We start from the raw sequence: 22,858 nt of genomic DNA, 5'->3' as shown, positions 1-22,858 counted from the left end.
CGCCTCACCGGCGAGACCACGATCTCCTGGCGCGACCCGACACCACCGGATGAAACCCGCATCTCGGGATGAAACAACGGGAGAAAACGACCTCTAAGCCGCCGGAATCACCGCCGACACCCGGAAACCCCCCGCCTCCGTCGGCCCCGACACGAACACCCCACCCAGCGCCGAGACCCGCTCCTTCATCCCCACCAGACCATTGCCCCCCGACGGCAACCGCGCCGACGCGAGCGACGGCACCTCCGGCGGCGGCTCGTTCTCCACCTGCATCGCGATCTCCGACACCCGGTGCGCGAGGCGTACATACGTCTTCGCACCCGCCGCGTGCTTGTGGACGTTCGTCAACGCCTCCTGCACCACCCGGAACGCCGTCTGCTCGATCTGCGCGCCGTACACCCGGACATCCCCCTCCACCGAGAGATCCACCGCCATCCCCGCCGCCGCGGACTGCCCGATCAACGTGTCCAAGTCGTCCAGACACGGCCCGTCCGCCTCCTCCACCGCCCGCGAAGCGGCCGCCGCCGCGGCCACCCCCACCGCGGCCAACGGCATCGCGGCCCGCTCCCGCCGACCGAACGCGCCCCCACTGCGCAGCACCCCGAGCATCTCCCGCAACTCGGTCAGCGCCTGCCGCCCCATGTCCCCCACAAGCGCGGCGTTCTTGACCGCCTTCTCCGGATCCTTCCGGGCGACAGCCTGCAACGCGGCCGCATGCACAACCATCAGACTCACCCGATGCGCCACCACGTCGTGCATCTCCCGGGCGATCCGCGTCCGCTCCTCGTTGCGCGCCCACTCCGCGCGCTCCTCGGCCCGCTCCGCGAGCAGTTGAAGCTCCCGCTCAAGGCTGTCGGCGCGCTCCCGGAGACTCTCCATCAGCCGCCGCCGGGCCCCCACGTACAGCCCGAGCAGCAGCGGCGGCGCGGTCATCCCGATCGCGGTCGTGATCGCCACGAACGGTACGAACCAGTCCCCCAGATCCAGATTCGCCTGCCCCGGATCCTGCCGGACGCGTACGAACATCACGATCAGCATCCCGACCAGCGACATCCCCGCCAGCGAACCAATGATCCGGCGCGGCAGCTCGGACGCGGACAGCGTGTAAAGGCCGACAATGCCCATCAGATAACCCATCTGGGCGGGCGTGATCGCGATCGAGACAAGAACGACCGCGATCGGCCACTTACGCCGAACAACCAGAACAGACCCGGCCAGCACCCCGAAGACAATCCCCGCGACCATCGGGATCCCCGCGTCGTCCGCGAACCGGATCCCCTCGAACGCACACTCCACCGCGGACGCCGACGCCAACCCCACATCCAGCAGCGCACTACGCCACCGCACCCACCACCACGGCCCCGTCTGAGCCGTCGCGGTGCCTTCCCCCGTCGTGGTCATGCCCCCAGCCTACGGGCGGCGCCCGCCGGATTTCCGGTGACTTTCGCGGACTGGCCTACACCACATCGAGTGACCGATCGACCACGAAACCACCCGATATCCCTCGAACTGCTGAATCGCTCACCGTTCGAGCCCGGAAGATCGGATTCCGCTCGGACGGTATGCGCATGGCACATCCACAGGGCAAATACGCCGACTTCGAAGGGCTGCGGGAGCGGGCGGTCGCGTTGCGACGAGCGGGACTCAGCCGACGCCAGATCCGTGACCGACTGCACGTCGACAACAACGACATCCTCAACCGGCTCCTGGAGGGCGAGCCCCCTCCGGAATGGACGAAACGACCGAACGCGAAGGACGACCTACGGGACAGGGCGAGGGAGCTGCGGCTGCAAGGGTGGACATACGACCAGATCCAGGTGGAGCTGGGGTGCTCGAAGAGTTCGATCTCGTTGTGGGTACGGGATCTACCGAAGCCGGTGCGGCGCGACCCCGCCGAACAGGCACGGCTGGCCTGCAGCAAGAGGTGGGAGCACGAGCTGGCGGTGCGGGACGAAGAGCGGCAGCGGAGCAAGGCAGCTGCGGCGGAGGCTATCGGAGAGCTGTCCGACCGCGAGCTCTTCCTGCTCGGCGTCGGCCTGTACTGGGCCGAGGGCGGCAAGGACAAGCCGTACGACCGCCGAGAGAGCGTCGTCTTCGTCAACAGCGATCCGGGCATGATCGAGGTTTTCCTGGCCTGGCTCGACCTCCTGCAAGTAGAGCGGGAACGCCTCCGGTTCACCGTGATGATTCACGAAACCGCGGACATCGCCGGCGCCGAACAGTACTGGGCCGACTTGGTCGGAGCCGACCGCTCCGCCTTCAACAAAACGACCATCAAGAAGCACAATCCCAAGACGGTCCGCAAGAACATCGGCGACTCGTACCGGGGTTGCCTGGTGATCAAAGTCCTCAAGGGCGCCGACTTGTACCGTCGCATCGAGGGCTCCTGGTACGGCATAGTGGTGTCCGTGCGCGAAGCCGATCAGGAAAATCGGACATAGGGCACATACCCTCCCGGGTCGTCTAAAGGCAGGACAAATGGTTTTGGTCCATTGAATGAGGGTTCGATTCCTTCCCCGGGAGCATGACAAGTCGATGGGCCCTGACAGCACTGTCAGGGCCCACTCTCATGTCCCCCACGAAACGCCCCGGTATCCTGCGGATGTCACCCCACCCCCTCCACAGCCGAAGGGCATCCCGTGAGCGCCATTCGCCCGGCAGCCGTCGTCGTTCTCGCAGCGGGTGAGGGCACCCGTATGAAGTCGGCCACACCCAAGGTTCTCCATGAGATCTGTGGCCGCAGCCTCGTCGGGCATGTGCTCGCCGCCGCCCGTGAGTTGGACCCCGAGAACCTCGTCGTGGTCGTGGGCCACGCGCGCGAGAAGGTCGTCGCTCATCTCGCCGACACCGACGCCGACGTACGAACCGCTGTGCAGGCGCAGCAGAACGGCACCGGGCACGCCGTTCGGATGGCGTTGGAGGAGCTGGGCGGTGGCGTCGGCGGGACCGTGGTGGTGGTGTGCGGGGACACTCCCCTGCTGACCGGTGGGACGCTCAACGCCCTTGCCGCCACGCATTCCGCGGACGGGAACGCCGTGACGGTGCTGACCGCGCAGGTGCCGGACGCGACCGGGTACGGGCGGATCGTGCGGGACGAGGCCTCCGGTGCCGTGACGGCGATCGTGGAGCACAAGGACGCGAGCGAGGAGCAGCGGGCGATCCGGGAGATCAACTCGGGGGTGTTCGCCTTCGACGGGCAACTCCTTGCCGACGCGCTGAAGAAGGTGCGTACGGACAACAGTCAGGGTGAGGAGTATCTGACTGATGTGCTCGGGATTCTGCGGGAGGCGGGTCATCGGGTGGGTGCTTCGGTTGCCGCCGATCACCGTGAGATCGCGGGGATCAACAATCGTGTGCAGCTCTCGGAGGCGCGGCGGATTCTGAACGACCGGTTGCTGACGGCCGCCATGCTGTCCGGTGTCACCGTGATCGATCCGGCCACGACGTGGGTCGATGTGAGTGTCACCTTCGGCCAGGACGCGGTGGTGCATCCGGGTACGCAGCTGCACGGTTCCACGCACATCGGCGAGGGTGCCGAGGTCGGCCCCAACAGCCGGCTGACGAACACCGTCGTCGAAGCGGGCGCCCGGGTCGACAACACCGTGTCCGACGGCGCTCATGTCGGCGCCGGGGCGACGGTGGGGCCGTATGCGTATCTCCGTCCGGGCACCCGGCTTGGTGCCAAGGGCAAGATCGGGACGTACGTCGAGACGAAGAACGCCTTGATCGGTGAGGGTACGAAGGTCCCGCATCTGTCCTATGTCGGTGACGCGACCATCGGTGAGTACACGAACATCGGTGCCGCGAGCGTGTTCGTGAACTACGACGGACAGGACAAGCACCACACGACCGTCGGGTCGCATTGCCGTACGGGTTCGGACAACATGTTTGTGGCTCCTGTCACGGTCGGAGATGGTGCGTACACAGCGGCGGGGTCTGTGATCACGAAGGATGTGCCGCCCGGTTCGCTGGCTGTGGCCCGTGGCCAGCAGCGGAATATCGAGGGCTGGGTGGCCCGGAAGCGTCCGGGGAGCGCGGCGGCGAAGGCTGCCGAGGCGGCTTCCCGGGAGGGCGCGAGCGAGGACTGACCGGAAACAGGTGCGCCAAAGTCGTCGTACCGTGATAACTGCACACCCGCACCCCACCAGCTGAGACGGCCCGTCGCGCCCAGCGGCGCGGTCTGTCGGCATCCAGCTGTGAAACCTCTGAGGAGACAGTGCTGTGACCGGGATCAAGACGACCGGCGAGAAGAAGATGATGTTCTTCTCCGGCCGCGCCCACCCCGAGCTTGCCGAGGAGGTCGCCCAGCAGTTGGGTGTCGGGGTCGTCCCGACGAAGGCCTTCGACTTCGCGAACGGTGAGATCTACGTCCGTTATCAGGAGTCGGCGCGTGGTGCGGACTGCTTTGTGATCCAGAGCCACACGGCTCCGATCAACCAGTGGATCATGGAGCAGCTCATCATGATCGACGCGTTGAAGAGGGCTTCGGCGCGCTCCATCACGGTGATCGTGCCGTTCTACGGTTATGCGCGGCAGGACAAGAAGCATCGTGGTCGTGAGCCGATCTCGGCGCGGTTGATCGCGGATCTGATGAAGACCGCGGGTGCGGACCGGATTCTGACGGTTGATCTGCACACCGATCAGATCCAGGGCTTCTTCGACGGGCCTGTGGACCATCTGTTCGCGCTTCCGCTGCTGGCGGACTACGTGGGTGCGAAGGTGGACCGGAACAAGCTGACGGTCGTGTCCCCGGATGCGGGTCGGGTGCGGGTCGCGGACCGTTGGTGCGACCGGCTGGGTGCGCCGCTGGCGATCGTGCACAAGCGGCGTGACAAGGACGTGGCGAATCAGGTGACCGTCCATGAGGTCGTGGGTGAGGTCAAGGGCCGGGTGTGTGTGCTGGTCGACGACATGATCGACACGGGTGGCACGATCTGTGCGGCGGCGGACGCGTTGTTCGCGCATGGTGCCGAGGATGTCATCGTGACGGCGACGCATGGTGTGCTGTCGGGTCCGGCGGCGGATCGGTTGAAGAACTCCCGGGTGAGCGAGTTCGTGTTCACGAACACGCTGCCGACGCCGGGTGAGCTGAATCGGGAGCTGGACAAGATCACGGTGCTGTCGATCGCGCCGACGATCGCGAGTGCGGTGCGTGAGGTGTTCGAGGACGGTTCGGTGACGAGCCTGTTCGATGAGCAGTAGGCCGGGCCCGAACGTGTAAAAACGCTTCTGCATGATCGATTTTTCTGTGGCCTTCCGCGCCGAGTAAGCTGTGCGAGTTGCTCGGCGAGGGAGGCCGTATCCATGGGTACGGCGATCCGTTATCGACGCGCTCTTCGTAGCAGGCCGTTCGTGGCCGGGTGACCACGTCCGTCGCTGTTTCTACGAGGAGTGATCCGTATGTCCGAGGTCAAGATCTCCGCCCAGACCCGTTCCGAGTTCGGCAAGGGCGCCGCCCGCCGTATCCGCCGTGACGCCAAGGTTCCCGGTGTTCTGTACGGTCGCGGTTCCGACCCGATCCACCTGACCCTCCCGGGCCACGAGCTGCTGCTCGCGCTGCGTACGTCGAACGTCCTGATCTCCCTGGACATCGACGGCAAGACCAACGAGCTGGCGATCCCGAAGTCCGTGCAGCGTGACCCGATCAAGGGCCACCTGGAGCACGTCGACCTGCAGCTGGTCAAGCGTGGCGAGCAGGTCAACGTCGAGATCTACGTCCACACCGAGGGTGAGCTGGCCCCGGGCGGCTACCTGCTGGAGCACGTCCTGAACGCGCTTCCGGTCGAGGCCGAGGCCACGCACATCCCCGAGTCGGTCACCGTCTCCATCGAGGGCCTGGCCGCCGGCGACTCCGTCCTCGCCAAGGACATCCCGCTGCCGAAGGGCACCAAGCTGGCTGTCGAGGAGGACACGGTCGTCCTGCAGGTCCTGGCCGCGCAGGCCGAGGAGTCCGAGGGCGAGGCCGCCGAGGGCGACGAGGCCGCGGAGGCCTGAGCCCCCGCGCTCGCCGTATAAGCTCCAGCCGCTGCTCCCTGAGAGGGGGCGGCGGCTGTTTGCACGTGAGGAGAGATGGACGTGACCACCCCCGCCAACGCCCCTTGGCTGATCGTGGGCCTCGGCAATCCGGGGCCCGAATACGCGGGCAACCGGCACAACGTGGGTTTCATGGTGGCCGATCTGCTGGCCGAGCGGGTCGGGGGCCGGTTCAAGCGGGCCGGGAAGGCGCAGGCGCAGGTCGTGGAGGGGCGGATCGGTCCGCCCGGGCCGGGGAACCGGCGGGTGATCCTGGCGAAGCCGATGTCGTTCATGAATCTGTCCGGCGGGCCGGTGAACGCGCTCAAGGACTTCTACAAGGTGCCCGTCGCCAACATCGTGGCGATCCATGACGAGCTGGACATCGACTACGGCGTTCTGCGGCTGAAGCTGGGCGGTGGGGACAACGGTCACAACGGGCTGAAGTCGATGACCAAGGCGTTCGGGTCGGAGTATCACCGGGTGCGGTTCGGGATCGGGCGCCCTCCGGGCCGTATGCAGGTCGCGGACTTCGTGCTGAAGGACTTCGCGTCGAGTGAGCGCAAGGAGCTCGACTACTTCGTGGACCGGGCCGCGGACGCGGTGGAGGCTTTGGTGATCGAGGGTCTTGAGCGGGCGCAGAGCACGTACAACTCGTAGCCCGCATTGACTTCGAGCAACCCCATGGCCAATGATCCCGGCCATGCCTGCCATCGCCGCCTCCGCCCGTCAGACCTCGACTACCGCACTGCGGCTCGGGCGGCACGCGTCGATGGGTACGGTCGCGGTGGTGATCCTGATCGCCGGGGTGTGGGCGTCCTGGGGCACTGCCCAGTACGTGATGCTCACCAAGGGGCGTGAGCAGGGCACGGTCGAGGTGACGCGGTGTTCCGGGGAAGCCTGTACGGGTCCGTACACCCCGCTGTCCCAGGGGTCGCGGGCGCGTGCGCGGGCCGTCATCCAGAAGAGTGTGGCGGTGCGGAAGGGGCAGACCTACACGGTCGTGGTCAAGCCCGGTAGTGATGACGTCGTACGGTCCGGACCGGCGGGTGTGCTGTATTCCTGGGTGCCGATGGGCGGGGCGCTGCTGCTCGCGTCGGTGGTCGTGGCGGGCGGGCTGCGCCGGACGCGGGTCGCGTGGGTGCTGGCGGGGTCGGGGATCGCGCTGCTCACGGCTGCTTTCGCGGTGATCTGAGCCGTTTTCGGGGGCCGCCCCCTTGTGAACGATCTATTTGTTTCCTGTTCGTGATTGACCAGGTGTCAGTCACGGCTGGAAGCTGAGCCGCCCCCTCCACATCTTCCGTTCACTCTCGAAGATGGACTACTGCCTCATGCGTACCATCACCCGCGCCGGCGTTCTGTCCGCCGTCGCCACGGCGGCCTTCCTGGTCGCCCCGGTCGCCCACGCCACCGCTCCAGGTGACAACGGAACCGTGAAGATCCACGACGCCACCACCGGCGAAGAGCTCCGCAAGAACGAGCCGCACGTCTGCTCCTTCTACCTGGACGCCTTCGGGTTCGACGCGGTCCAGGAGGTCGACTGGCACATCGAGGCCTGGGCCCCGACGGCCGATGTCAAGGGCGAGACCGTGAAGTCCGGCGCGATCACGCTGGACGCCGACGGCCACGGCCGTACGGACGATCTGTCGCTGCCCGACGGGCACTACAAGCTGTTCTGGAACTTCGACGGGGAGAAGGGCGCCGCCAAGCACAAGGTGTTCTGGACGGACTGCGAGGAGGAGGAAGGCGGGGGAGGTGGTACGGCCACGCCCACCGCGTCGGCCTCCCCCGGTGCCGATCCCAGCACCGAGCCCAGCGCCGGGCCCGGCGAGTCCGCCGAGGCCGGGGCCTCGCCTTCGGCCTCTTCCTCCGCTTCCGCGCAGAGCTCCACCGGTGACCTCGCCGAGACCGGCAACGGCGCCCCCGTGGGCCTGCTCGCGGGTGTCGCCGCCGCGCTGATGGCGGCGGGCGGCTTCCTCGTGGTCAGGCGGCGCCGGGCCTGACGCGACAGCGAGAAGCGGTGCCCCTGATGACTCAGGGGCACCGCTTCTTCGTGTCCGAACGAGGGTCAGCCGGTGTTGCGCAGGCCCGCCGCGACGCCGTTGACCGTCAGGAGCAGGGCGCGGGCGAGCAGCGGGTCGGTGGGCTCGCCGGCGGCGGCCGCATCGCGCTGGCGCTTGAGCAGGGTCACCTGGAGGTAGGAGATCGGGTCCAGGTAGGCGTCGCGGATGGCGAAGGTCTGCTTGAGGACCGGGGTGGCGTCGAGGAGTTCGTCCTCGCCGGTGATCCTCAGGACCTCGCGGACGGTGAGCTCGTGCTCGGCCTCGATGTCGGCGAAGACGTGCTGGAGCTCGGCGGGGACGAGGGTCTCGACGTAGTGGCGGGCGATGCGCAGGTCGGTCTTCGCGAGCGTCATCTCGACGTTGGAGATGAAGTTCCGGAAGAAGTGCCACTGCTCGTGCATCTCGTCGAGCACGCCCTCTCCTCCCAACGTCGCGGTCAGGCCCGCCTCGCGCAGCGCCTTCAGGCCGGAGCCGACGCCGAACCAGCCGGGGACGATCTGCCGGGACTGGGTCCAGCCGAACACCCACGGGATGGCGCGCAGTCCGTCGAGGGAGACGCCCGAGCCGGGGCGGCGGGAGGGTCGTGAGCCGAGGTGCAGGTCGGCGAGCTGGTCCACCGGTGTCGACGCGAGGAAGTACGTCGGCAGGTCCGGGTCCTCGACGAGCCTGCGGTACGCGGCGTGCGCGGCGTCGGAGACGACGTCCATCGCCGCGTCCCAGCGGGCCAGCGCCTCGTCGGACTGGCGGGGGGCGGTGTGCAGGGCGGACGCCTGGAGTGTGGCGGCGACCGTCAGTTCCAGGTTCTCCCTCGCCAGGGAGGGGACGAGGTACTTGTCGGAGATGACCTCGCCCTGCTCGGTGACCTTGATCTCGCCCTCCAGGGTGCCCCAGGGCTGGGCGAGGATGGCGTCGTGGGAGGGGCCGCCGCCGCGGCCGACGGTGCCGCCGCGGCCGTGGAAGAGGCGCAGGCGGACGCCGTAGCGGTGGGCCACGTCACGCAGGCGGCGCTGGGCGCGGTGGATCTCCCACTGCGAGGTGGTGATGCCGCCGAACTTAGAGGAGTCGGAGTAGCCGAGCATGACCTCCTGCACATCGCCGCGCAGGGCCACGAGCCTGCGGTACGACGGGTCGGAGAGCATGTCCTCCAGGATGGTGTCGGCGGCCTTGAGCTCGTCGGTGGTCTCCAGGAGCGGCACGATTCCGATCTTCGCCCAGCCTGCGTGCAGGTCGAGCAGGCCGGCCTCGCGGGCCAGGACGGCGGCCGCGAAGACGTCGTCGGCGCCCTGGCACATCGAGATGATGTACGACTCGATGACCTCGGGTCCGAAGACCTCCAGGGCCCGCTTCACGGTCTGGAAGACGCCGAGGGTCTTCTCGCCGGCCGCGTCGACGGGGGCCGGGGTCGGGCCCAGTGGACGACGGGACCGCAGCTCCTTGGCGAGCAGCTTGGCCCGGTAGTCGCGGGGCATGTCGACGTAGCGCCAGGACTCCTCGCCGAGGCGGTCGAAGAGCTGGCCGAGGGCGTGGTGGTGGGCGTCGGCGTGCTCGCGGACGTCCATCGTGGCGAGCTGGAGGCCGAACGCGGCAAGGGTTCGGATGGTGCGGTTCATCCGGCCCTCGGCGAAGAGCCCGCCGCGGTGCTCGCGCAGTGAGGTCTGGATCAGTGTGAGGTCGTTCAGCAGCTCGCTGGTGCCGAGGTAGTCGCGGCCGTCCTCGTGCGGGATGCCCTTGGCCAGGCGCTGCTTGGTGTTCTCCAGCTTCTGCCGGATGCAGGTGGCCTTGAGCCGGTAGGGCTCCTCGGAGTTCAGCCGCTTGTAGCGGGGGCTGATCTCCGGCAGTCGCTCCAGGTCGCCGCGCAGGGACTCCAGGAGTTCCTCGGTGGCGCCGGTGTAGCGGATGGAGTTCGAGAGGAAGCCGCGCAGTTCGTCGATGAGTTCCAGGGCGTCGTTGATGCCGTGCTCGTGCTGGAGGATCAGGACGTCCCAGGTCACCTGGGGGGTGACGTTGGGGTTGCCGTCGCGGTCGCCGCCGATCCAGGTGCCGAAGGTGAGGGGGCGGGTGGCGTCGGGGAGCTTGACGCCGACGCGCTCGAGCTCGGCGGTGAGGTCCTCCAGGACGTCGCCGACGGCGTTCGCGTGCAGTTCGTCGAGGTAGTAGATGGCGTTGCGGGCCTCGTCGGCGGGCTCGGGGCGCACGACGCGCAGTTCGTCGGTCTGCCAGACGAGGTCGATGTTCTCGGCCAGGCGGGTGTCGTAGCGGCGCCGGTCCGCCTCGATGACGGGTGTCTCCAGGAGCGCGGCGATCCTGCGGAGCTTGTTCAGCACCGAGCGGCGGGCGGCCTCGGTCGGATGGGCGGTGAAGACCGGGCGGACGTTGAGGTTGGCGACCGTCTGGCGCAGGTGCTCGGGGTCGGCGTCCTTGAGGCGGTCGGCGGTACGGGCGAGGAGACCGCCCTCGGCGGCCCGGCGGGCGCGCAGCTCGCGGCCGCGGTGCACCTGCTCGGTGACGTTGGCCAGGTGGAAGTAGGTGGAGAAGGCGCGCACCAGCTTGGCGGCGGTCTCCAGTTCGGTTCCGCGCAGCAGTTCGGCGGCGGCCTCGCCGTCCTCACGGGTGAGGCGGCGCACCTTCTCGACCAGTTCCAGCAGCTCGGGGCCCTCCTGGCGGACGAGGGTCTCGCCCAGGAGGTCGCCCAGTCGGCGGATGTCGGCGCGCAGCTCACTACTGGTCGACGTGGCGCTCGTGGTCAGGTCGTCGGCACTGCTCACAGGTGCGGCTCCTTGCAGTGTTGAAGCTCGTCCGGGAGGGAACCCGAAGTGCGGTCGTGCGGCAGCCGCCGCATACGGGCCGGACATCCGGGAAGAAATCAGAGCGGACCGCGCTGTCCGACCGAGTCCAAGGATAGGTGTCGATGCGGACGCGCAGACTCTCGGGCTCTTGCCGCGGGGCGCCGCACTGCCATACTTACGATGCCGTAGGTTACGGATCCGTAGGGTCCGCTGTAACGGAACCCGGGAAGGATTCCCGCAGCCCGGCACCTGTCTCAACCCTCGAAACCCCCCAGGGGACGCCCCATGACCACGAGCTCCGATGTGATCGATGACGCCCCGAAGGCGACCGACGGCTCGACACCGCCCTCCGCGACGCTGGGCGGTGAGCAGAAGCGTTCGATCGAACAGATCACGCTGCTCCTCTTCATCACCGTTCCCTTCCTCGCGCTGCTCGCGGCGGTGCCGCTGGCGTGGGGCTGGGGCGTGAGCTGGCTGGACCTGGGCCTGCTGGTCTTCTTCTACTACCTCGGCTGCCACGGCATCACCATCGGCTTCCACCGCTACTTCACGCACGGCTCGTTCAAGGCCAGGCGGCCCCTGCGGATCGCATTGGCGATCATGGGCTCGCTGGCGGTCGAGGGGCCCCTGGTGCGCTGGGTGGCCGACCATCGCAAGCACCACAAGTTCTCCGACGCCGAGGGGGACCCGCACTCGCCGTGGCGGTTCGGTGAGACGCTCCCGGCGCTGATAAAGGGCCTGTGGTGGGCCCACATCGGCTGGATGTTCGACGAGGAGCAGACCCCGCAGGAGAAGTACGCACCGGATCTGGTCAAGGACCCGGCGATCCGGACGATCTCCCGCCACTTCATCTACTGGACCATGCTCTCCCTCGCGCTGCCCGCCCTGATCGGCGGTCTGGTGACGATGTCCTGGTGGGGCGCGTTCACCGGGTTCTTCTGGGGCTCCCTGGTCCGTGTCTGCCTGCTGCACCACGTGACCTGGTCGATCAACTCGATCTGTCACGCGGTCGGCAAGCGGCCCTTCAAGTCGCGGGACCGCTCGGGCAACGTGTGGTGGCTGGCCGTGCTGTCCTGCGGTGAGTCCTGGCACAACCTGCACCACGCCGACCCGACCTCGGCACGGCACGGGGTGATGCGGGGCCAGGTGGACTCCTCGGCGCGGATCATCCGCTGGTTCGAGATGCTCGGCTGGGCGTACGACGTGCGTTGGCCGTCACGCTCGCGTATCGATTCCCGCCGGAACACGGACGGGGACGGCTCCCGGCGCAAGAAGGAGGCCGCCGAGGCGGCATGATGGACGCCGTGGCGACCGACTCCAGCAGTACCCCGAGCAACGAAGCGAAGCCGCGGCGTGCCCGGCGCACCCGGATGACGGGTGCCGAGCGCCGCGCGCAGCTTCTGGAGATCGGTCGCACCCTCTTCGCCACGAAGGGTTTCGAGGCCACGTCGGTGGAGGAGATCGCGGCGAAGGCGGGCGTCTCCAAGCCGGTGGTGTACGAGCACTTCGGCGGCAAGGAGGGCCTGTACGCGGTGGTGGTGGATCGCGAGATGCGGCGCCTGCTGGACATGGTGACGAGTTCCCTGACCGCCGGCCACCCCCGTGAACTGTGCGAGCAGGCCGCGTTCGCGCTGCTGGACTACATCGAGGAGTACACGGACGGCTTCCGGATCCTGGTCCGGGACTCCCCCATCCCCCAGTCCACGGGGTCCTTCGCGTCACTGATCTCGGACATCGCGACGCAGGTCGAGGACATCCTGGGCCGGGAGTTCAAGAGCCGGGGCTTCGACCCCAAGCTGGCCCCCCTGTACGCCCAGGCCCTGGTCGGCATGGTCGCCCTGACCGGCCAGTGGTGGCTGGACGTCCGCCGCCCGAAGAAGGCGGAGGTGGCGGCGCATCTGGTGAACCTGGCGTGGCACGGCCTGGACGGCCTGGAGGCCAAGCCGCACCTGATAGGGCGCCGCAAGAGCTGAGCTCTCCGGCGCCCTGTGCACACGTCATCAGTGCTTGAAGGTGTCCTTCGTCTTCTCCTTGGCCTGGCGGGCGTCGCCCTTGGACTGCCCCATGCGGCCCTCGGCCTCCATGCGCTCGTTGCCGACCGCGCGCCCCATGGCCTCCTTGGCCTTGCCCTTGGCCTGTTCCTTCTTGGCCTTGCCCTTCTGGTCTTTTGCCACGCTTCTCACTCCCAGCGATTGCGACTCCGCTGTCATCACTGCGGGTGACCCTGACCGCCGGGGTCAAACCAGGAACTCCAGCCGGTTGCCGACAGGGTCGCGGGAGTGGAACCGTCGGCGCCCCGGCAAGCCGGAGTCCCAACGGACCGGGGCCCCGTTCGCCTCCAGCCGGGCGGCGCACGCCGCGATGTCCGTGACCCTGAGCCCCGGGTGGGCCTTCTTCGACGGCCGAAAGTCGGTCTCGATCCCCAGATGCAACTGCACGGCTCCCGCCTCGAACCAGCACCCGCCGCGCGCCACGAGCGCCGGCGGCTTGGGGATCTCCGTCATGCCGAGGACACCGACGTAGAAGGCGCGCAGCAGTTCCTCGGAGCCGGGCGGCGCGGCGAGCTGCACATGGTCGACGGCGACGAGCATCACCCCTCCTTACGGGCCACCGCGAAGATGCGGCGGAAGGGGAACGGTGTGCCGTGCGGTCCCGCCGGATAGGCCTCGCGCAGGGCCGCCCGGTACTCGCCCAGGAACTTCTCCCGGGCCGTCGGGTCGTCGGCGAGGGCGGTGAGGACCGGCCGCAGGCCCGTCCCCTTCACCCAGTCCAGGACCGGGTCCTCCCCCTGCAGCAGGTGCACGTACGTCGTCTCCCACGCGTCCACCTCGCAGCCCAGGTCGGCCAGCGCCGCGAGATAGGCCTCGGGCGCGAGGACGGCGTCGTCGTGGCGCAGTTCCTCCGCGACCCCCGCCGCCCCGGCCAGTTCCCGCATCAGGACGTGGCTCGGGGAGCCGAAGTTCCCGGGCACCTGGAAGGCGAAGGTGCCGCCGGGGACGAGCCCGGCGATCCAGTCGGCGAACCGCTCCACGTGCCCCGGCACCCACTGGAGCGTGGCATTGCTGACGATGAGGTCGTACGGCTGTGAAGGCGTCCATGTGCGCACGTCCGCGTGGGCGAAGTCGAGCCGGCCGCCGCCGGACGTGGGGCCCGCGTGCTCGACCTGCGCCTTGTCGAGCATCTCGGCGGAGTTGTCGTAGCCGGTGATGCGGGCCGTGGGCCAGCGCGCGGCGAGCACCGCGGTCACGTTGCCGGGGCCGCAGCCCAGGTCGGCGATCACGGGCCGTTCGCCCGGCAGGTCCGGGACACGGGCGAGGAGGTCGGTGAAGGGGCGGGCGCGGTGGTCGGCGTGGCGGAGGTACTGAGCGGGGTCCCAAGTCGTCATGGGACTCACTGTTCCTCCAGTTTTATCTTGATGTCAAGAGACTTCACATCAAGAGACTTCATGTCGACACAACCACTACACTGATCGTCATGGAGGACGAGGTCGATCGGCTGGTCGCTGCGTGGCGCCGGGAGCGCCCGGACCTCGACGTGGAGCCGCTGGAGGTGCTCAGCCGGGTGAGCAGACTGGCCCGGCACCTGGACCGGGCACGCCGGCTGGCTTTCGCCGAGCACAGCCTGGAGCCCTGGGAGTTCGACGTGCTGACCGCGCTCAGGCGCGCGGGAACGCCGTATCAGCTCTCCCCGGGACAGCTGCTGACGCAGACTCTGGTCACCTCGGGCACGATGACCAACCGCATCGACCGGCTGGCCAAGAAGGGCCTGGTGGAGCGGTTGCCCGACCCGAGCGACCGGCGCGGGGTGCTGGTCAGGCTCACCGAGGACGGCAAGGACCGCGCGGACCAGGCCCTCGCCGGTCTGCTGGAACAGGAACGCGCGATCCTCGCCGAGCTGTCCCGCGCACAACGCGGGGAACTGGCCGGGCTGCTACGCCAGTTGACCGCCCCGTTCGACAACATCCCCGGCTAGGTCGGCCGGACCCACGCCCGCGCGCCGCGCCAGTGCGACGGCGGCCAGGGTGGAGTGGACGCCCAGCTTGCCGAGGACGTTCTGCATATGGGTGCGGACGGTGTGCGGCGACAGGAACAGCCGCTCGGCGACCGCCTTGCGGCCGAGCCCCGCGACCATGCAGCGCAGTACCTCACGCTCGCGCGGAGTGAGGGACTCCACCAGCCGCTCGCTCTCGGTGCGGTGCTTGCGGGCGGCGGTGAGCTCCCTGAGCACACCGGTCAGCAGGGCGGGCGGCAGATGCGTCTCGTCCCGCAGCACCCCCCGGATGACGGTGAGCAGCCGGGACAGCGAGCAGTCCTTGGCGACCCAGCCCGAGGCGCCGGCCTGCAGGGCCAGCGCGGCCCGCCGCGGATCGTCCTTCTCGGCGAGCACGACGATCCGTACCGCCGGCTGTGCCGAACGGACCCCCGCGACCAGCGATATGCCGTCGACCAGCCCGTCCTCGTTGCCGTCCTGCACGGACACGGCGGGCCTGATGCCCTGGACGTTGCCGCCCAGGTCCGCGTCGACGAGCAGTACGTCGAAACGGCGGCCCTCGGCGGCCGCGCGCTCCAGACTGCGCAGCGCGGCGGGACCGCTGCCGGCCGCGGAGACCTCCACGTCGGGCTCGGCCGCCAGCGCGGCGGCGAGCGACTCGGCGAAGATGCGATGGTCGTCTACGACCAGGACTCGGATACGAACCACGAAACCCCCTTCCCAAGCTCTCGAAGAGCAGGGGATACCCCGTCGTCATCGTCCGAAAAAAGACGACTGGGGAGACGACACCGCCGCGGGTACGACACTCGAAGCACGATGGCCGCACGGCCGCCGCCGCACAAGAGCTGCTACCCCCACTTCGGGCGCCGTACCCGACTGTCTCGCCCCCTGATCAGCACCGGCCCCCACCGGTGCTGTTCATCAGGGTACGGCCGGGGGGCAGGAGCGGAAGGTTATTTGCAGAACTGGCTGTCCGGTGCGTTTATGGTGAGCCGCATGTTTCGTCTGGAGACAGAAGTCGACAAAGCCCGGCAAGATCTGCTCCGCAAACGCCTGCTGGACGCCAACACGGCCGCCTCTCCCGTCCTGCGCGCACTGCGCGGAACCCCAGGTGAACGGGAACTTCCGCTCCACGTCTGGGCGTTGGACGGCTCCGGTGCCCTGGCGGGCGGACTGGTCGGCCACACCTGGACCAGCTGGCTGCACGTGACCTACCTGTGGGTGGACGAACGGCACCGCGGGGCGGGCGTGGGTTCGCAGTTGCTCGCGACCGCCGAGCACCTCGCGCGGCGCGGCCGGGGCTGCGCCGCCGTACGTCTGGAGACCTGGGACTTCCAGGCGCCGGAGTTCTACAAGAAGCAGGGGTACGAGGTGGTGTGCGTGATCCCGGACTATCCGCCGGGGATCACGGAGTACACGCTGACCAAGCGGCTCACCGTCTGAAGCGCCAGGAGCCCGGGGTGTCCGGCTTGAGGCCCATCTCCCAGGCGATGCTGTCGGCGCGCGGATGGGGCACGTCGGGGTAGTGCCCGGGGTGCACCTCGAGATAGCCGTGGGCGTCGGGGGACGCCGTGCGCAGGGCCTCGCGCAACATGTGCTCCTGTTCGTCGCGCCGCCCGCGCGCCTCCCGCCGCCGTACGGCGACCGCTCCGCGCCAGGCCGTCCAGGGGACCGCGCCGAGCGCGACGAGCGCGAACGACGCGGCGGCGAGCACGTCACCGGTGGCGTCCGCCTGTCCCGGAGTCACCGGGCCGATCTCGCCCTCGGGGTCCTCGATCACGGTGAGGGTCTGGCCGACGTCGTAGCGGTCGGAGGTGGCCCGGAGGGCGGGGCCGGGGACCTTGGTGCCGTCGTGCAGGGCGAGGGTGTAGTCGTAGGTGTGCCGGGTCGAGGACCGCCACTCCCGTACGACCGTGGCGACGACCCGTTCGCCCCGCCGTTCCAGGGTGAGGTCCTCGCGGGCCGTGTCGGCGACGTACACCGCCATCACCGAGGCGCCCACGACCAGCAGGGCGGCGGACAGAGCGGACTCGCCCGCGCCGAGTTTCACCAGCAGGACGGCGAGGAGCACGCCGTGGGCGATCCACAGGGGCACGAGGAGGCTCGGCCCGAAATCATCGGCCGGCAGATACAGCGCCACGATCGCGGCGAGCACATAGCAGCCGATGCCGATCGCCGACAGGATGCGATGGTGCCCTCGACTCACGCTCCGACGCTACTGGCGCGTATGTCAGGGCGAGACCCGGCTTTCCCCAAGTTCGGATCAAGCCGGGCAAAACAGCGGTCAGTCGGTCTCAGACCAGGCGCCGCGCCCCCGCCGAGGGCACCGCCTCGAACACCCGCGGAGCGGTGAACTCCGCGGCGGCGAAGGCCTCTTCGACCGCCTTCGTGATGTTCTCCACGTCGGCCGCCTCGGCCAGCACGATCGCCGAGCCGCCGAAGCCGCCACCGGTCATCCGGGCGCCCAGGGCGCCGGAGGCGAGGGCGGTGTCGACGACCAGGTCCAGCTCCGGGCAGGAGATGCGGAAGTCGTCGCGCAGGGAGGCGTGGCCGGCCACCAGCACCGGGCCGATCGCACGGGTCTGGCCCGACTCCAGCAGGGCGACGACCTTCTCGACCCGCTCGTCCTCGGTGACCACGTGCCGCACCAGGCGTACGGCCTCCTCGTCGTCGCCGAGCCTCTTGAGGGCCGCGTCGAGCTCGCCGTAGGGGACGTCCCGCAGGGCGTCCACGCCGAGCAGGGCCGCGCCCCGCTCGCAGCCCGCGCGGCGCTTGCCGTACTCGCCCTCGTTGTGGGCGTGCTTGACGCGGGTGTCGACCACCAGCAGGACCATGCCCTCGGCGGCGAGGTCGAAGGGGATCTGCTTCTGGGAGAGGTCCCGGGTGTCGAGGAACAGGGCGTGCCCGGTCTCGCAGCAGGCGGACGCGGTCTGGTCCATGATCCCGGTGGGGGCGCCGACGTAGACGTTCTCGGCGCGCTGGCACAGACGGGCCAGCTGCCAGCGCTGGAGGCCGAGGTCGAACAGGTCGTTCAGGGCGAGCGCGACGACGACCTCAAGGGCCGCCGACGAGGACAGGCCCGCGCCCGCCGGGACCGTCGAGGCGAGGTGGACGTCGGCGCCGGTGACCTGGTGTCCTGCCTCGCGCAGCGCCCAGACGACTCCGGCCGGGTAGGCGGTCCAGTTCCGGTCGCTCTCCGGGGCGAGGTCCTCCAGGCGCAGCTCGACGACGCCGCCCTCGACGTCCGCCGAATGCAGGCGCAGGACGCCGTCCTCGCGCCGGGAGACGGCCGCGACGGCGGTGTGCGGCAGCGCGAAGGGCATCACGAAGCCGTCGTTGTAGTCGGTGTGCTCACCGATGAGGTTGACGCGGCCAGGCGCCGACCAGACACCCTCGGGCTCGGTTCCGTAGAGCTCGGCGAAACCGTCCCGGACCTGCTGTGCCGCCACTACTGCTCCCTTGCTGCGCTGATGGTCTGCGCGAACTCCCAGGCGTCCGCGACGATCCCCGCGAGATCCGCGCGGGACGGGTTCCAGCCCAGCTTCTCGCGGGCGGTGGCGGCGGAGGCGACCAGGGTGGCCGGGTCGCCGCCCCGGCGGGGGGCCACGACCTCGGGGATCGGGTGGCCGGTGACCTCGCGGACGGTCTCGATGACCTGGCGGACGGAGAAGCCCTCGCCGTTGCCGAGGTTGCAGATGAGGTGCTCGCCCGCGGTGGCGGCCTTGATGGCGAGGAGGTGGGCCTCGGCCAGGTCGGCGACGTGGATGTAGTCGCGGATGCAGGTGCCGTCCGGGGTCGGGTAGTCCTCGCCGAACACGGAGATCGCCTCGCGCCTGCCCTGGGCGACCTGGAGGATCAGCGGGATGAGGTGCGACTCGGGGTCGTGCCGCTCACCCTGCTCGCCGTACGCCCCGGCCACGTTGAAGTAGCGCAGGGACACGGCGCCAAGGCCGTGCGCGTTGGCCTCGCTGGTGATCATGAAGTCGACGGCGAGCTTGGAGGCGCCGTACGGGTTGGTGGGCCTGGTCGGCGCCGACTCGACGATCGGCACCTCCTCGGGCTCCCCGTACGTGGCGGCCGTAGAAGAGAAGACGAGCTTCTTGACGCCGGCCTCGCGCATGGCGCCGAGGAGGGCCATGGTGCCGCCGACGTTGTTGTCCCAGTACTTCTCGGGCTTCACGACCGACTCGCCGACCTGCGAGAAGGCGGCGAAGTGGAGCACGCCGTCGAAGGAGGGGTCCAGCCACTTCGCGGCATCACGGATGTCGCCCTCGACGAACGAAGCACCCGCGGGCACCCCCTCGCGGAAGCCGGTGGAGAGGTTGTCGAGGACGACGACCTCGTGCCCGGCCTCCAGCAGATGCTGGGCCACGACACTGCCGACATACCCCGCGCCACCTGTCACCAGGTACTTCATGAACTCGCTACCTCTCGCAGTCGCTGTGCCGCGGCCTCCGGTCGGATGTCGTTGATGAAGACGTTCATGCCCGACTCGGACCCCGCGAGGAACTTCAGCTTGCCGGACGTACGTCGAATGGTGAAAAGCTCCAGGTGAAGCGCGAAGTCGTCGCGGTTGACGCCCTCGAACTCCTCCAGCGCGCCGAACGGCGCCTGATGCCAGGCGGCGATGTACGGCGTAGAGAGCTCACCCGCACCTTCCTTCCCTCCACCCGGCCCATCGAAGATCCGGTCGAAGCGCCTCAAGAGTTCCAGATAGAGCTTGGGGAACTCTGTGCGGGCCTCTTCCTCCAGGCCGAGCAGATCGGGCACCCGCCGCTTCGGATACAGATGCACCTCGTACGGCCAGTGCGCCGCGTAGGGCACGAAGGCGACCCAGTGCTCACCCTCCAGGACGACCCGCTCGTCGGCGAGCTCGCGCTCCAGGACGGCGTCGAAGAGATTCTCACCTCCGGTCGCCTCCTTATGAGTTGCGAGAGAACGCAGCATCAGGGCGGTGCGCGGAGTGGTGAACGGGTAGGCGTAGATCTGGCCGTGCGGGTGACCCAGGGTTACACCGATCTCGGCACCGCGGTTCTCGAAGCAGAACACCTGCTCGACGGAGGGGAGATGCGACAGCTCCGAGGTCCGGTCGGTCCAGGCGTCGAGAACCAGCCGCGCCTGTTCCTCGGTCAGGTCCGCGAAGGAGGCGTTGTGGTCGGAGGTGAAGCAGACGACCTCGCAGCGCCCGGAGTCCCCCGCCAGCGAGGGGAAACGGTTCTCGAAGACCACGGCGTCATACGACGAGTCCGGGATCTCACTCAGCCGCTCACCCTGCGAGGGACACAGCGGGCACTCGTCCTTGGGCGGGTGGTAGGTGCGCCCCTGCCGGTGCGAGGCGATGGCAACGGAGTCGCCGAGCAGCGGATCCCGACGAACCTCGGACGTGGTGACAGTCCGCTCCAGCGGACGCCGGTCCACGGCGTCGCGGACGGTGTCGTCGCGCAGGTCGTAGTAGATGAGCTCGCGACCGTCGGCCAGTCGGGTCGAGGTCTTCTTCACCGCCGGACTCCTTCACTCAAACATAACTAAACACAAGTAACCATGACCACCCACCAACGTCAACATCAGAATCAAACAAAGCACACCAGTCGAGGTGTTCAATTGTTGACTATGCAAACCACCGCAAAAGGCGCATACCTGGCCGCGGAGCTGCGACTCCCCACCAACTGGCTCGACTACACGATCCTCGGCATCTACTTCGTCGTCGTCCTCGGCATCGGCTTCGCGGCCCGCCGCTCGGTGAAGACGAGCCTGGACTTCTTCCTCTCCGGGCGCTCCCTGCCGGCCTGGATCACGGGTCTCGCCTTCATCTCGGCCAACCTGGCCGCCACCGAGATCCTGGGCATGGCCGCCAACAGCGCGCAGTACGGCGCCTATACGGTCCACTGGTACTGGATCGGCGCCATCCCGGCCATGGTCTTCCTCGGCCTGGTGATGATGCCGTTCTACTACGGCAGCAAGGTGCGCTCGGTCCCCGAGATGCTGCTGCTGCGCTTCGACAAGTGGGCGCACCTGCTCAGCTCGGCCCTGTTCGCCTTCGCGGCCATCCTGATCGCCGGCGTGAACCTCTACGCCCTGGCGATCGTCGTGGAAGCCCTCCTGGGCTGGCCGCAATGGGTGGCCATCGTGGTCGCAGGCGCCTTCGTCCTGGCCTACATCACCCTCGGCGGCCTCTCCTCCGCCATCTACAACGAGGTCCTCCAGTTCTTCGTGATCCTGGCGGCCCTGATCCCTCTGGTCGTCCTGGGCCTGAAGAAGGTGGGCGGCTGGGACGGCCTCACGGACAAACTGACGGCGGAGCACGGGGCGAACTTCACCACGGCCTGGGGCGGCACAGGCATCGGCAGCGCGAACCCCCTGGGCGCGAACTGGCTGACGATCGTCCTCGGCCTCGGCTTCGTGCTGTCCTTCGGCTACTGGACGACGAACTTCGCGGAGGTCCAGCGAGCCCTCTCGGCGAAGAACCTTTCAGCAGCCCAGCGCACTCCCCTGATCGCCGCCTACCCGAAGATCTTCATCGTGTTCCTGGTGATGATCCCGGGCCTGGTCGCGGCGGCCCTGATCCCCGGCTTCGGCAGCGCCGACTCGGGCTACCAGTACAACGACGCCATCCCGTACCTGATGGAACAGCTCCTGCCGAACGGCGTCCTGGGCATCGCGGTGACGGGCCTCCTGGCGGCCTTCATGGCAGGCATGGCGGCGAACGTCTCGTCCTTCAACACCGTGTTCACGAACGACATCTGGGCGAGGTACGCAGTAAGGGGCCGCGAGGACGGCTACTACGTCCGCTTCGGCCGCCTGATCACAGTGATCGGCGTCTGCGCCTCAGTAGGCACAGCGTTCCTCGCCTCATCCTTCTCGAACATCATGAGCTACCTCCAGACCCTGTTCTCCTTCTTCAACGTGCCGATGTTCGTCGTCTTCATCGTCGGCATGTTCTGGAAGCGCGCGTCCGCGAAGTCGGGCTTCTGGGGCCTGCTCGCCGGCACGGTCGCGGCGATGGTGAACTACTTCTGGATCTACAAGCAGGGCATCATCGACATCCCCACCGACCAGGGCGCCAACTTCGTCTCCGCGATCGTCGGCTTCGTGGCCGGTGCGGTGGTCATGTTCGCCGTGTCCCCCTTCACGGCCCCCAAGCCCGCCGAGGAACTCCAGGGCCTGGTCTACGGCACGACGTCCCCCGGCATGACCGAGGCCCCCGCCGCCGGCGACGACGCCTGGTACCGCCGTCCCGCCCTGCTGGGCTGGGGCGCGGTCGTCCTGGCGGCCGCCTGCTACATCCCGTTCTCGTTCTGACCGCGGAGGATTGAGAAACCATGTCCGATCAGCACGGCTACTCCGAACACGACGTCCAGCGGGAAGTGGCCGAACTCCAGGCCAAGTCCGCCACCGCGGCCCGCATCTTCGACCTGCGCCGCATCATCGGGAGCCTGTTCGTCCTCTACGGCGTCATCGTCACGATCGCCGGCATCAACCCGTCCGACGCCACCCTCGACAAGGCCGAGGGCGTCAACATCAACCTCTGGACCGGCCTCGGCATGCTGCTCCTCGGCATCTTCTTCCTGGTCTGGCTGAAGCTACGCCCGACTCCGCCGCCGGTGCCGGAGGCCGTATCGGAGGACGAATAGCAAGCGCCTCACGGGGTGCCGGGTCGGGTTGCCGTGCGGCTGCGGGCCGGTTCCCCGCGGGCAGCTGGCGCTGGGCTTGGGCCGGGCGCCTATTGATGTGGCTCGCTGTGTCGACTGGCGGGTGCGGGTCCGTTGTGGCTGGTCGCGCAGTTCCCCGCGCCCCTAGGGGGTTGCAGGCGGCCTGCGCCACGACGGACCGCCAACCACCCCGCGCGCCACAACGGGCCGTTCCCCATCCCGCGGCCACGACGGGCCGCCAACCACCACGCGCGCCACCACGAGCCGTTCGCCATCCCGTGCGCCACGACGGGCCGTTCGCCATCCCGTGCGCCACGACGGGCCGTTCGCCATCCCGTGCGCCACGACGGGCCGTTCG

23 protein-coding genes and 1 tRNA gene are annotated in these 22,858 nt (G+C 68.7%); 14 read left to right on the top strand and 10 right to left on the bottom strand.

Features of this window, described 5'->3' with window-relative positions:
- Positions 1 to 93: 93 nt before the first annotated feature.
- Positions 94 to 1,401: a sensor histidine kinase gene (locus tag ACI2L1_RS43155; protein WP_404744956.1), complete on the bottom strand. Its 1,308-nt coding sequence runs from the start codon at positions 1,399 to 1,401 to the stop codon at positions 94 to 96.
- Positions 1,402 to 1,568: 167 nt separating this feature from the next.
- Between ACI2L1_RS43155 and ACI2L1_RS43150 the strand changes: the two genes are divergently transcribed.
- The 8 genes from ACI2L1_RS43150 (at position 1,569) to ACI2L1_RS43115 (ending at position 8,015) form a co-directional block, all read left to right on the top strand.
- Positions 1,569 to 2,441, top strand: a complete 873-nt coding sequence (locus tag ACI2L1_RS43150; RefSeq protein WP_404744955.1) for a hypothetical protein — start codon at positions 1,569 to 1,571, stop codon at positions 2,439 to 2,441.
- Between the two features lie 11 nt (positions 2,442 to 2,452).
- Positions 2,453 to 2,523 (top strand) — tRNA-Gln (locus tag ACI2L1_RS43145).
- 116 nt (positions 2,524 to 2,639) lie between these two features.
- Positions 2,640 to 4,088 (top strand): bifunctional UDP-N-acetylglucosamine diphosphorylase/glucosamine-1-phosphate N-acetyltransferase GlmU, encoded by a 1,449-nt coding sequence (gene glmU / locus ACI2L1_RS43140; RefSeq protein ID WP_404744954.1) that lies wholly within the window; start codon positions 2,640 to 2,642, stop codon positions 4,086 to 4,088.
- 133 nt (positions 4,089 to 4,221) lie between these two features.
- A complete protein-coding gene (locus tag ACI2L1_RS43135; RefSeq protein WP_404744953.1) occupies positions 4,222 to 5,202 on the top strand; it encodes a ribose-phosphate diphosphokinase in 981 nt (326 codons plus the stop codon).
- Positions 5,203 to 5,400: 198 nt separating this feature from the next.
- A complete protein-coding gene (locus ACI2L1_RS43130; protein ID WP_404744952.1) occupies positions 5,401 to 5,994 on the top strand; it encodes a 50S ribosomal protein L25/general stress protein Ctc in 594 nt (197 codons plus the stop codon).
- Between the two features lie 75 nt (positions 5,995 to 6,069).
- Entirely contained in the window at positions 6,070 to 6,672 is a 603-nt protein-coding gene (gene pth / locus ACI2L1_RS43125; RefSeq protein ID WP_404744951.1) for an aminoacyl-tRNA hydrolase, read from the top strand.
- Between the two features lie 31 nt (positions 6,673 to 6,703).
- On the top strand, positions 6,704 to 7,207 hold the full coding sequence (locus ACI2L1_RS43120; protein WP_404744950.1) for a hypothetical protein: 504 nt from the start codon (positions 6,704 to 6,706) through the stop codon (positions 7,205 to 7,207).
- A 136-nt stretch (positions 7,208 to 7,343) separates the two neighbouring features.
- A complete protein-coding gene (locus ACI2L1_RS43115; RefSeq protein WP_404744949.1) occupies positions 7,344 to 8,015 on the top strand; it encodes an LPXTG cell wall anchor domain-containing protein in 672 nt (223 codons plus the stop codon).
- A gap of 65 nt (positions 8,016 to 8,080) precedes the next feature.
- Here the strand turns inward: ACI2L1_RS43115 and ppc are convergent, their stop codons facing one another.
- Positions 8,081 to 10,840 carry a phosphoenolpyruvate carboxylase gene (ppc, locus tag ACI2L1_RS43110; RefSeq protein ID WP_404744948.1) on the bottom strand — a complete coding sequence of 920 codons (2,760 nt, stop codon included), beginning with the start codon at positions 10,838 to 10,840 and terminating at the stop codon, positions 8,081 to 8,083.
- A 306-nt stretch (positions 10,841 to 11,146) separates the two neighbouring features.
- Here ppc and ACI2L1_RS43105 point away from each other — a divergent pair, with 306 nt between their 5' ends.
- Together ACI2L1_RS43105 and ACI2L1_RS43100 are read left to right on the top strand one after the other, a co-directional pair.
- Positions 11,147 to 12,157, top strand: coding sequence for an acyl-CoA desaturase (locus ACI2L1_RS43105; RefSeq protein ID WP_404744947.1), 1,011 nt, complete (start codon positions 11,147 to 11,149; stop codon positions 12,155 to 12,157).
- Positions 12,154 to 12,834: a TetR family transcriptional regulator gene (locus ACI2L1_RS43100; RefSeq protein WP_404744946.1), complete on the top strand. Its 681-nt coding sequence runs from the start codon at positions 12,154 to 12,156 to the stop codon at positions 12,832 to 12,834. The genes ACI2L1_RS43105 and ACI2L1_RS43100 overlap by 4 nt, the downstream gene beginning before the upstream one ends.
- A 27-nt stretch (positions 12,835 to 12,861) precedes the next feature.
- Here the strand turns inward: ACI2L1_RS43100 and ACI2L1_RS43095 are convergent, their stop codons facing one another.
- From ACI2L1_RS43095 to ACI2L1_RS43085, 3 genes are all read right to left on the bottom strand, one after another.
- On the bottom strand, positions 12,862 to 13,035 hold the full coding sequence (locus ACI2L1_RS43095) for a CsbD family protein (RefSeq protein ID WP_280858169.1): 174 nt from the start codon (positions 13,033 to 13,035) through the stop codon (positions 12,862 to 12,864).
- Between the two features lie 63 nt (positions 13,036 to 13,098).
- The gene (locus tag ACI2L1_RS43090) at positions 13,099 to 13,452 is read right to left on the bottom strand and encodes a VOC family protein (RefSeq protein WP_404744945.1); all 354 of its coding nucleotides are present in this window, start codon (positions 13,450 to 13,452) and stop codon (positions 13,099 to 13,101) included.
- The gene (locus ACI2L1_RS43085) at positions 13,452 to 14,246 is read right to left on the bottom strand and encodes a trans-aconitate 2-methyltransferase (protein ID WP_404744944.1); all 795 of its coding nucleotides are present in this window, start codon (positions 14,244 to 14,246) and stop codon (positions 13,452 to 13,454) included. The genes ACI2L1_RS43090 and ACI2L1_RS43085 overlap by 1 nt, the downstream gene beginning before the upstream one ends.
- An 89-nt stretch (positions 14,247 to 14,335) precedes the next feature.
- On the opposite strand from ACI2L1_RS43085, the gene ACI2L1_RS43080 reads away from it, so the two are divergent.
- On the top strand, positions 14,336 to 14,833 hold the full coding sequence (locus ACI2L1_RS43080; RefSeq protein ID WP_007382615.1) for a MarR family winged helix-turn-helix transcriptional regulator: 498 nt from the start codon (positions 14,336 to 14,338) through the stop codon (positions 14,831 to 14,833).
- On the opposite strand, the gene ACI2L1_RS43075 is transcribed toward ACI2L1_RS43080, so the two are convergent.
- On the bottom strand, positions 14,792 to 15,559 hold the full coding sequence (locus ACI2L1_RS43075; protein ID WP_404744943.1) for a LuxR C-terminal-related transcriptional regulator: 768 nt from the start codon (positions 15,557 to 15,559) through the stop codon (positions 14,792 to 14,794). The genes ACI2L1_RS43080 and ACI2L1_RS43075 overlap by 42 nt on opposite strands.
- A 276-nt stretch (positions 15,560 to 15,835) precedes the next feature.
- Between ACI2L1_RS43075 and ACI2L1_RS43070 the strand changes: the two genes are divergently transcribed.
- Entirely contained in the window at positions 15,836 to 16,294 is a 459-nt protein-coding gene (locus ACI2L1_RS43070; RefSeq protein WP_404744942.1) for a GNAT family N-acetyltransferase, read from the top strand.
- On the opposite strand, the gene ACI2L1_RS43065 is transcribed toward ACI2L1_RS43070, so the two are convergent.
- The 4 genes from ACI2L1_RS43065 to galT all read right to left on the bottom strand — a co-directional run bounded on the left by ACI2L1_RS43065 (position 16,284) and on the right by galT (position 20,350).
- On the bottom strand, positions 16,284 to 17,057 hold the full coding sequence (locus ACI2L1_RS43065; RefSeq protein ID WP_404744941.1) for a hypothetical protein: 774 nt from the start codon (positions 17,055 to 17,057) through the stop codon (positions 16,284 to 16,286). The two genes, ACI2L1_RS43070 and ACI2L1_RS43065, sit on opposite strands and share 11 nt — an antisense overlap.
- An 88-nt stretch (positions 17,058 to 17,145) precedes the next feature.
- Complete coding sequence (gene galK / locus ACI2L1_RS43060; protein ID WP_404744940.1) at positions 17,146 to 18,300, bottom strand: galactokinase; 1,155 nt, start codon at positions 18,298 to 18,300, stop codon at positions 17,146 to 17,148.
- Positions 18,300 to 19,268, bottom strand: a complete 969-nt coding sequence (galE, locus tag ACI2L1_RS43055; protein WP_404744939.1) for a UDP-glucose 4-epimerase GalE — start codon at positions 19,266 to 19,268, stop codon at positions 18,300 to 18,302. Before galE ends, galK begins: the two co-directional genes overlap by 1 nt.
- Positions 19,265 to 20,350, bottom strand: a complete 1,086-nt coding sequence (gene galT / locus ACI2L1_RS43050; protein ID WP_404744938.1) for a galactose-1-phosphate uridylyltransferase — start codon at positions 20,348 to 20,350, stop codon at positions 19,265 to 19,267. Before galT ends, galE begins: the two co-directional genes overlap by 4 nt.
- Before the next feature lie 111 nt (positions 20,351 to 20,461).
- On the opposite strand from galT, the gene ACI2L1_RS43045 reads away from it, so the two are divergent.
- Both ACI2L1_RS43045 and ACI2L1_RS43040 read left to right on the top strand, forming a co-directional pair.
- The gene (locus tag ACI2L1_RS43045; protein WP_404744937.1) at positions 20,462 to 22,150 is read left to right on the top strand and encodes a sodium:solute symporter family protein; all 1,689 of its coding nucleotides are present in this window, start codon (positions 20,462 to 20,464) and stop codon (positions 22,148 to 22,150) included.
- A gap of 20 nt (positions 22,151 to 22,170) precedes the next feature.
- On the top strand, positions 22,171 to 22,482 hold the full coding sequence (locus tag ACI2L1_RS43040; protein ID WP_404744936.1) for a hypothetical protein: 312 nt from the start codon (positions 22,171 to 22,173) through the stop codon (positions 22,480 to 22,482).
- The last annotated feature ends 376 nt before the right edge of the window (positions 22,483 to 22,858 follow it).

Origin of the sequence: Streptomyces sp. NPDC019531 (assembly GCF_044903305.1) — a bacterium.
GTDB lineage: Bacteria > Actinomycetota > Actinomycetes > Streptomycetales > Streptomycetaceae > Streptomyces.
Note: the sequence above shows the minus strand (reverse complement) of the source record. Positions and strands in the feature narration are given on the sequence as shown.

Excerpts from the sequence above, each read along its gene's own strand:
- pth (WP_404744951.1), top strand. The coding sequence starts at position 6,070 with ATGGACGTGACCACCCCCGCCAACGCCCCTTGGCTGATCGTGGGCCTC.
- ACI2L1_RS43105 (WP_404744947.1), top strand. The coding sequence starts at position 11,147 with ATGACCACGAGCTCCGATGTGATCGATGACGCCCCGAAGGCGACCGAC.
- ACI2L1_RS43040 (WP_404744936.1), top strand. The coding sequence starts at position 22,171 with ATGTCCGATCAGCACGGCTACTCCGAACACGACGTCCAGCGGGAAGTG.
- ACI2L1_RS43100 (WP_404744946.1), top strand. The coding sequence starts at position 12,154 with ATGATGGACGCCGTGGCGACCGACTCCAGCAGTACCCCGAGCAACGAA.
- ACI2L1_RS43115 (WP_404744949.1), top strand. The coding sequence starts at position 7,344 with ATGCGTACCATCACCCGCGCCGGCGTTCTGTCCGCCGTCGCCACGGCG.
- ACI2L1_RS43130 (WP_404744952.1), top strand. The coding sequence starts at position 5,401 with ATGTCCGAGGTCAAGATCTCCGCCCAGACCCGTTCCGAGTTCGGCAAG.
- ACI2L1_RS43090 (WP_404744945.1), bottom strand. The coding sequence starts at position 13,452 with ATGCTCGTCGCCGTCGACCATGTGCAGCTCGCCGCGCCGCCCGGCTCC.
- ACI2L1_RS43080 (WP_007382615.1), top strand. The coding sequence starts at position 14,336 with ATGGAGGACGAGGTCGATCGGCTGGTCGCTGCGTGGCGCCGGGAGCGC.
- ACI2L1_RS43070 (WP_404744942.1), top strand. The coding sequence starts at position 15,836 with ATGGTGAGCCGCATGTTTCGTCTGGAGACAGAAGTCGACAAAGCCCGG.
- ACI2L1_RS43085 (WP_404744944.1), bottom strand. The coding sequence starts at position 14,246 with ATGACGACTTGGGACCCCGCTCAGTACCTCCGCCACGCCGACCACCGC.
- ACI2L1_RS43045 (WP_404744937.1), top strand. The coding sequence starts at position 20,462 with ATGCAAACCACCGCAAAAGGCGCATACCTGGCCGCGGAGCTGCGACTC.
- ACI2L1_RS43155 (WP_404744956.1), bottom strand. The coding sequence starts at position 1,401 with ATGACCACGACGGGGGAAGGCACCGCGACGGCTCAGACGGGGCCGTGG.
- galE (WP_404744939.1), bottom strand. The coding sequence starts at position 19,268 with ATGAAGTACCTGGTGACAGGTGGCGCGGGGTATGTCGGCAGTGTCGTG.
- ACI2L1_RS43120 (WP_404744950.1), top strand. The coding sequence starts at position 6,704 with ATGATCCCGGCCATGCCTGCCATCGCCGCCTCCGCCCGTCAGACCTCG.
- ACI2L1_RS43150 (WP_404744955.1), top strand. The coding sequence starts at position 1,569 with ATGGCACATCCACAGGGCAAATACGCCGACTTCGAAGGGCTGCGGGAG.